3 protein-coding genes are annotated in these 7,904 nt (G+C 67.4%); 1 reads left to right on the top strand and 2 read right to left on the bottom strand.

Annotation, left to right across the window (positions count from 1 at the left end):
• Positions 1-3,229: Eco57I restriction-modification methylase domain-containing protein (locus KD1_RS13895; protein ID WP_068402896.1), on the bottom strand; the 3,229-nt coding region annotated here is incomplete at its 3' end.
• Positions 3,226-6,117 carry a DEAD/DEAH box helicase gene (locus KD1_RS13890; protein WP_083542491.1) on the bottom strand — a complete coding sequence of 964 codons (2,892 nt, stop codon included), beginning with the start codon at positions 6,115-6,117 and terminating at the stop codon, positions 3,226-3,228. The genes KD1_RS13890 and KD1_RS13895, both read right to left, overlap by 4 nt.
• 243 nt (positions 6,118-6,360) lie before the next feature.
• Between KD1_RS13890 and KD1_RS13885 the strand changes: the two genes are divergently transcribed.
• On the top strand, positions 6,361-7,887 hold the full coding sequence (locus KD1_RS13885) for an alkaline phosphatase D family protein (protein ID WP_157073365.1): 1,527 nt from the start codon (positions 6,361-6,363) through the stop codon (positions 7,885-7,887).
• Positions 7,888-7,904 lie beyond the last annotated feature (17 nt).

Here is a 7,904-nt window from a genome sequence, read left to right as displayed (position 1 = left end):
CCCCGTAGCGCTTGTGGTCTTCGATCTCAAAGAGGAGTAGTTCGTTGATGAACTGCCAATGCCTCCGCAGCCGCCGATACGTCGCCCTACGAAGGGTCCCTGCCTTCTCGTCTGTGAAATGTGACTCTAGATGGATGAGACCGACCGAGCCAACTGGAGCGCCTGAACCAAGTGAACGGGCGTGGCGCCAGGTTTGCTCCATGAAACAGCGGTACAGGTCGGGTTGGAGGCCCACGAGGTGCGGGTACTGCTGCCCCGAGCCGACGAAGGCTGCCGTGGCCGCGACCTCAGCGGTGCCGTCCAAGACAAGTTCCGTCGTTCCAGGGATCGACAGGGCGATCTCGCGGTGCTGGGCATCTTGGCTGGCCGTCGACTTTGCCTTGAGCTGCCACCACGGGTCGGCCTCCGCCAAGAGCGCGTCAACGTCGGAGCGGGGGCGCACCCATGGCGGGTTACCCACCTGGAGATCGAAACCGCCGCGCGCGAAGACCGGGGCGAAATCAAGGTCCCAGTGGAAGAACCCCTGTTGATCGGCGATCCGCCCGGCAGCGGCCAACCAAGGGTGATCCTCAAGGATGCGGTCGACGTCGGCCGCGAAGGCGAACTCGAGGTCCTGCTCCTCGGCCTCGCCCAGTTCATCCCACGAGGCAGCCGACCCGAAGGCGAGCTGCCCCGCACCGGCCTTCCTCGGAATCCGCCCCGCGTGTCCAAGGAGCTGCTCCAAGGTCGCGATCCACTCGTCAACCGACGGTGGCGCCTGCTCTTCGGTCAATGGCCAGAACCAGAGCGCGCACCAGGCATCCATCACGCGACGCAGCCGCCGGTAGGCACTGTTCGGGTCGTTCAGGCTGGCCTCGATCTGCTCGCGGGTCACCGCGCCACCCGGCGCGACCTCCACGCCCCAGACGTCAACCGAGCGACGCACCTCGCTCTCGGCAATCGTCAGCCTGCGCCAGCTCAGTTGCCACAACGACTCGACGCGACGCGCCAAGCCAACGAGGGCCTCGACCTGCGACTTCGTCGGTTTCACGCGGATCGACTTCTGCCACGCCTTCAACCGGACCAGCGCTTCCGGCGCGAGGGTCTTGCCCTCCTTGGCACCGATCGTTGACCCCCAGCCCTCAGCCGGCAGGAGGAAGTGATGGATCGCCCCAGTGGCCAGGCCCCCCCGCCCCTCGGCGATGTCCTGAGCCATGCCGACAAGGGACAGGTCTTCCGGCATGTCCTTGAGCCAGGACTTGTTGGTCACGCGGTGTCTCGGAAAAACCGCGCGCCGCGCTCCGATCAATGAGTTGCCCCGGCGCAGGTGCAGACCGAACCACGGCGCCTGCAGGCCCTCGACCATCGTGTCGAGCCACAGCGAGATCTCGGCGAGTTCGACGGCCGTCGCGTTGAGGTCGACGCCGTAAACGTTGTGCAGGGCGATGTGTGCCTTGACCTTCTGGAGTTCCTTCGCGTACTCCTCGGGGTCAATGCGCTCACCGATCTCGTCCTGACGCCGACGCAGATACTCTGTGGCCAACTGCCGGACGGCTTCGATGGCGAACGCGCCCGAGCCCAGGGCTGGCTCGCACACCGTCATGGCGAGGATCTCGTCGGCCGTCGTCGTGTGCCCGTCCTGGTCGAACAGCTCCTCCAAGGCCTGGCTGACCGTGAACCGGGTCAGCACCTCGGGGGTGTAGTACGACGCCGACTGCTGTCGCTCACGCCCCGCCAACCGGAAGACGAACGCGCCCTGGTCGTGGATGACCGCGCGAGACTCCGAGGTGATCGGGTCTTCCCGCCGCACGAAGTCCTTGTCGGCGATGCCGCCGGCCCGATCGACCGGCACGAGCCACGACCCCTTGCTCGAGTCCCCGTCCTTGGCGACCTCGTACAGGGCTGTTTCGGCGAACCGGCCCGTGTACGACATCAAGCCCTCGTACACCGCTCCGAGTTGGTTGATGCCGAGCTCGGCGTACGAGATGAACCCGCGGTCGCGACCCTTCGCCGCCTTGCTCAGGAGCAGGTGCTGCAGCACCTCCTGGAGCCGCGCGTTGCCCAGCTTGACCTCGTCGATGTGCGCGGTCGCCTCCGGGCGGAAGAGATCAGCGCGCAGGGGCCGGAACGTCAGGGCCTCCAGCAGCCCCTCGTCCTCCTCACTGACGACAGGCTCGTACCCCTGGTCGACCTGGCGGAACAACACGTTGAGGGACTCGTAGATGTGCGTGCCGTGCTCGGCGGCCGGGGTCGTCAGCGGCACCTGGATCAGCTCGCGCAACCGGTCGAGGCTGTACCCCTGCTCGTACTCCGTCGCACCCGTCGGGAGCACACCGAGCTCCGGGGACGCCTCGGCGAAGAGGAGGAAGAGGATGCGGTAGAGGAATCGCAGCGACTGCTTCGCAAGCGGCTGCGCTTGGTCCTGCGGCAGCGGGTCGAGGCCCTGCGCGCGGCGACGAGTGACCACGTCGTTGGCGATGATCTCGATCGAGAGGCGCACGCCCTCACGGAGGTCCTGCGAGACGCCGACGGTGTGCTTGACCGATTCCTCGAGCCGGTCGTGCCACCAGATGTTGCCCTCGGCGTCGGGAGCGAGGGACTCGGCCGACAGACACGCCAGCGCCGTGTCGATCTCGCCGCCGCGCTTGTCGTCGTTGCGTTCGCAGATGAGCTGCAGATCGAGCGTGAGGTAACGCCCCTCGGGCCATCTCTCCCGCTCCGCAATGAGCGCAACGCGGCCGGCGAGAACGAGGGCGAACGCGGGTGGCTCGTCACCGACGAACAGCGCGGAGAGCAGCCGGGGCACCGACCTGAAGACCGTGCCGTCTTCGAGCTCGTACTCTGAATCAAGGGTGGGTGTGTCCTTCGCGAGCAGATCCTCGACCGCGTCGACTGCCCGACCCGCGACGATGGCGATGCCGCTGCTGTCCGGCATCGCCGCCTGATGGATCAGCGTGAGCGGGCCGCGCTCGTCGTGGATGAGACCGGCGGCGTGGAACCCGAGGATGTCCTGGAGTTCCTTGCGGATCGACGTGGCGGCCTCGGGGTTGTCCTGGATGGAGGCGAGTTGCGAGAGCAGGCCGGCACGAGCGGCGGAGAAGCGCGTGCGGACCGAACCGGTCTCCTTCTGCCCGTCCCACTGTTTGCGGCGTTCGAGCACCCGCGCGCGGAACGACTGACTCTTCGCGTCGGTGGTGAAGTAGTGCTCACTGATCCAGTCCTCGCCGACCACGATGGCGTCGCTGATCATGCCTGGCCTCCTTGCGCTGATGGGACGACGAGTAGAAGTGGTCGGATCAGGCGCTGATCGGGCAGGAGTGAGTCGGCGACGTCGCGTTCGGCAGCGACGATCGAACGGCGCTCCTTGACGTCGGCCCGTTGCACCAGGGCGCCGGCTTCGTCATCCCACCGCCTGACGCGCGATGCCCACGCGTCGACGCGATGACGAGTGGCCTCCGCTGCGGCATCCACCACCGTGTTGAGGGTGTCTCGGGCCGCGTCGACGGCCGGGGCCACGAACCTGGTGAGCGCATCGATGTCGGTCAGTGCACCGGAGTTCACCGGGTTGTCGGCGATACCGAGCGACTCCAAGGCCGCACGAAGGGTCGGGTGAGGCTCCGCAAGAGCGAGCGAGTTCGGTTCTCCGCCAATGAATTGCACGATGATGAAGGACGACGAGACGACCTGGCCGCGGCGATTTGCCAGCGTGCCGTGCAGCAAGACGGAGGCGTGCTCGACCGGGCCGCGTACGCCGAAGACCTGATTGCGGCCGAGGCGGGCCAGCGCCCGATCGGCCGCCCAGTCGATGACGGGGTGGAGCGGCGAGAGGTAGTGCGCCTCGGGCCACAGCGTGTGGTCGTCGCCGCTGCGGGCGGCCTTGAGCGCCTCGTTGCCGCGATGCGTGGTCGTGGCGACGCGGAGCCGCTCGAGGACGTGACGGTCCTTGAGGTACGACTGCGGCAACACCTCCAGGCGCCGGCGCAGGTCGGGTGACGGGGTCAGGTCGGCGACCTGGTGCTGGGGCTGGTGTTTCCACGAAACTCCGTCGGGCCAGGCGCGGCCTGGGGTTTCGAGCACCTCGTCGAGTGCGTCCTGGAGGAAGTCGAGGTCGCGTTCGTAGATCGTCGTCGCGGGGGCGGCAGATTCGGTGGGGGCCGGCTCGTCGTCTTCATCGTCGTCGAGGAGCTGTGCCAAGAAGTCGTCGAACGTGTCGCCCTCACCGACGGAGGTGACCTCACGGACGACGTCGCTGAACGCCTGCTGGCCGGCGAGGACCTTGCGGATCTCCTCCTCTTCGTCGATGACCTTGTGCTTGCCCATCAGGGACGCGCTGTCACCAAGGGCCTTGTGGGCCTCGTGCTCACGCTCCATGAGGCGCGTCAGCACACGCAGGTCACCGAGGGAGTTCTCGACGTCGGGGTCGAGCAGGAGCGTCGTGATGCGCGGCGAGTGCTTCTGGCCGTAGCGGTCGATGCGGCCGTTGCGCTGCTGGATGCGGATCAGGGACCAGGGGATGTCGAAGTGGATGAGGTGGTGGCACTGGAGGTGCAGGTTGACACCCTCGGAGGCGACGTCGCCGGTCACGAGGACGCGGATCGGGGACGACGCCTGCTTGAACGACTCGACGATCTCCTGCTGCTCGGTGTCGGTGAGCCCACCGTGTAGGACGGCGACCGCGTTCTTGGGCAGCTTGAGGTCCTTGATGAGCTTGGTCTGCAGCCAGTGAAGCGTCGCGACGCGCTCGGCGAAGATCACCGCACGGCGATCCTTCCCAGGCCCCACACCGATCTCCGTCAAGTGGGCCTTGAGCGCGTCGTACTTGCCGGTGGGTTCGCTCAGACCACGCTTGGCAAGTGCTTCGAGGCGCGTCAGGGCTTCGATCTCGGCCGCCTCGGCCGGTGTCGGGTTGGCGGAGATGCGTTGGCGACGGGCGGTGACGGAGGCTTGCAGCGCCGCCGGCGAGGACAGGAAGGCCTTGATCAGGGTCCAGGGGAAGAGCGAGGAGTTCGCACCCGAGTACGGGTTGCGACCGGAGCGCGGATGCAACCAGGTTTCGTCGAGCTCTTGGGCGATCGCGTTCTCGATGCCGGAGGCGGTGACGATCTGGTTGTCCGGCGGGAGGCGCTCGGCCCAGTCTGCGCCGACGTAGCTGGCGACCTCGGGGCTGTGGCGGTGGCGGCGGACGTAGAGGCGCTTGACTTCGTCGGCGATGAGGTCACCCTGCGGGGTGACCGCGCTGGGCTCCAGCATGCGGATGAGTTCGGCGAACGACTCCTTACGGCCGTTGTGCGGGGTGGCGGAGGCCAGGATCAGTGCCTCGGTGCGGCTGGAGAGCAGTCGCGCGAGGCGGTTATTGAGGGAGGCGCCGGTGACGTTGTGCGACTCGTCGATGACGACGGCATCCCAGCGCTGCTTGCGCAGGTGGTTGACGTACTGGTCGGTCTTGAGCGTGTCGATCGAGATGATGGCGCGCTTGTAGTACGAGAACGGGTTGCGGTTGCCGGGGATCTGCTGGCGAATGCGCTGAATGCCCTGGCTGTCGAGTCGCACGAATGGCAGCGCGAACCGAGTCCACAGCTCGAACTGCATCTGTTCGAGCACGTGCCGGGGCGTGACAACCAAGATGCGTTCGCCGCGGCCCCGCCGCACCAGCTCGGCGAGAATCATCCCGATCTCGAGGGTCTTGCCCAGGCCCACGGCGTCGGCGAGGAGGATGCGGGGGCGCAGGTTCTCGGGGTCGAGGGCCTTGCGGACGGCAGAGAGCTGGTAGGGCAGCGAGTCGAGGAGGCCGCGGGGTGCGACGGTAAGGGTCGGGTCGGTGATCGGGACGGCCGTCTTGCGGGCCATCGATTCGAGCCAGAGGCGGGAGCGTCGATAGCCGGGTGAGTCGTCGGCGACCACGCGGGCATCTTCGGGGCGCAGGATGTGGATGTCGTCGAGCGCGGTGGAGAAGGTCGCGGAGGTGTCACGGACCAGTTCGGAGAGGCCTTGGACATCGACGAACCAGTGGCCGTCGTTGGAGCGCTCGGAGTTGGTGACGAGCCACTCCTCGTCGCGAACCAGCAGGACCGTGCCCGGGGCGGGCATCTCGGCCGACGCTGCGTTGGGTCGGGTCTGAACCTGCTCGGTGGTCACCATCGTGACGATAGGGGAGTCGCCGACTCGACTCACGGGCACCCCCGCTGATCAACGTCGCAAGGTCATGCAGAACGCGTGCCATTTCACGCGTTCTGCATGACCTTGCCCGGCGCTAGCCTCGTCCCCACCGCCGTGGAGAAACGCACACGCCTTGCAGGAGCGGCGCGTTGTTCAGGTGCCGTCCCACGAACGTTCACCTGTCAGCCACACGCGCGTCGACGGCGCTCCGAGACCATGACGGTCATGGCAAACCTCAACCGTCGTACCCTGCTCACCGGCGCCATCGCCGGCGCCGGTGCGATCGCCGTCCCCCACTCCGCCATCGCCTCCCCCACCTCCGCTCCCGGCCAGATCATCCGTGGCCGCGGCACCCTGCCGAGCGGTATCCAGTCCGGTGAAGTCACCCCGCGTTCGGCCGTCGTCTGGTCGCGCTCGAGTGTTCCCGGCCGCCTCGTCGTCACCCTCCCCGCCGGCCGCAGCCACCAGACCCGCGAGATCCGCGGGCCTTGGGCCACCGAGGCCACCGACTTCACCGCCAAGGTCGACCTGCGCGGTCTGCAGGCCGGACGCGAGTACGAATACACCGTCGAGTTCGAGGACGAGCGTGGCCGTCGGGGCGAGCGCGCCGTCGGTCACTTCAGCACGCCGTCGCTGAAGGCCGAGGCCACGAGCTTCGTGTGGACCGGTGACACCGCCGGCCAGGGCTGGGGCATCAACCCCGACCTCGGCGGCATGGTCGCCTACCGCGCGATGGCCGCGACGCGCCCCGACTTCTTCATCCACTCCGGTGACAACATCTACGCCGACGGCCCGATGTCGGCGACCGTGACCGAGCGCGATGGCCAGATCTGGCGCAACATCGTCACCCCCGAGGTGGCCAAGGTCGCCGAGACGCTCACCGAGTTCCGCGGGCGCTACCGCTACAACCAGATGGACGCGAACATCCGCGCGATGTACGCCCAGATCCCGGTGCTCTCGCAGTGGGACGACCACGAGGTCACCAACAACTGGTACCCCTCGGAGATCCTCGATGACGCCCGCTACACGGAGAAGCGCGTGGATGTGCTCGCCGCGCGGGGTCGCCAGGCCTACCTGGAGAACATGCCGATCACGAGCCCGCAGGTCTACCGGCACATCCCGCGCGGTCGCATGCTCGACGTGTTCCTGCTCGACATGCGCACCTTCCGCGACATCAACACCCCGGGCCTGGAGACCGAGCGCGTCGACTTCCTCGGCGGCGAGCAGGTCGAGTGGCTGCTGCGCGGCCTGGAGAAGTCGAAGGCGACCTGGAAGGTCATCGCCGCCGACATGCCGATCGGCCTGATCGTGCCCGACGGCGCGAACATCGAGGCGATCGCGCAGGGCGACAACGGAGCGCCGAAGGGTCGCGAGATCGAGATGGCCTACCTCCTCTCGGAGATCAAGCGCCGCAAGATCCGCAACGTCGTGTGGGTCACCGCCGACGTGCACTACTGCGCCGAGCACTACTACGACCCGAACAAGGCCGCGTTCAGCGACTTCGACCCGTTCTACGAGTTCGTGGCCGGTCCGATCTCCGCCGGTGGTTTCGGCCCGAACAAGCTCGAGGGCACGTTCGGCCCGCAGCTCGGGTACGTCCAGACGCCCGACTACGTCAACCAGTCACCGCGCAACCAGAAGAAGATGTTCTTCGGTCACGTCGACATCGCGGCGGACGGCCACCTGACCGTCACGCTGCGCAACGGGCTGGGCGAGATCCAGCACACGCGGCACTTGGAGCCGCAGCGCTGAGTCGCTGTCCCACCCCC

The sequence above is a fragment of the Kribbia dieselivorans NBRC 106261 genome (assembly GCF_001552435.1).
GTDB lineage: Bacteria > Actinomycetota > Actinomycetes > Actinomycetales > Dermatophilaceae > Kribbia > Kribbia dieselivorans.
Note: the sequence above shows the minus strand (reverse complement) of the source record. Positions and strands in the feature narration are given on the sequence as shown.

Coding starts and splice junctions, on each gene's coding strand:
- KD1_RS13890 (WP_083542491.1), bottom strand. CDS start 6,117: ATGGTGACCACCGAGCAGGTTCAGACCCGACCCAACGCAGCGTCGGCC.
- KD1_RS13885 (WP_157073365.1), top strand. CDS start 6,361: ATGGCAAACCTCAACCGTCGTACCCTGCTCACCGGCGCCATCGCCGGC.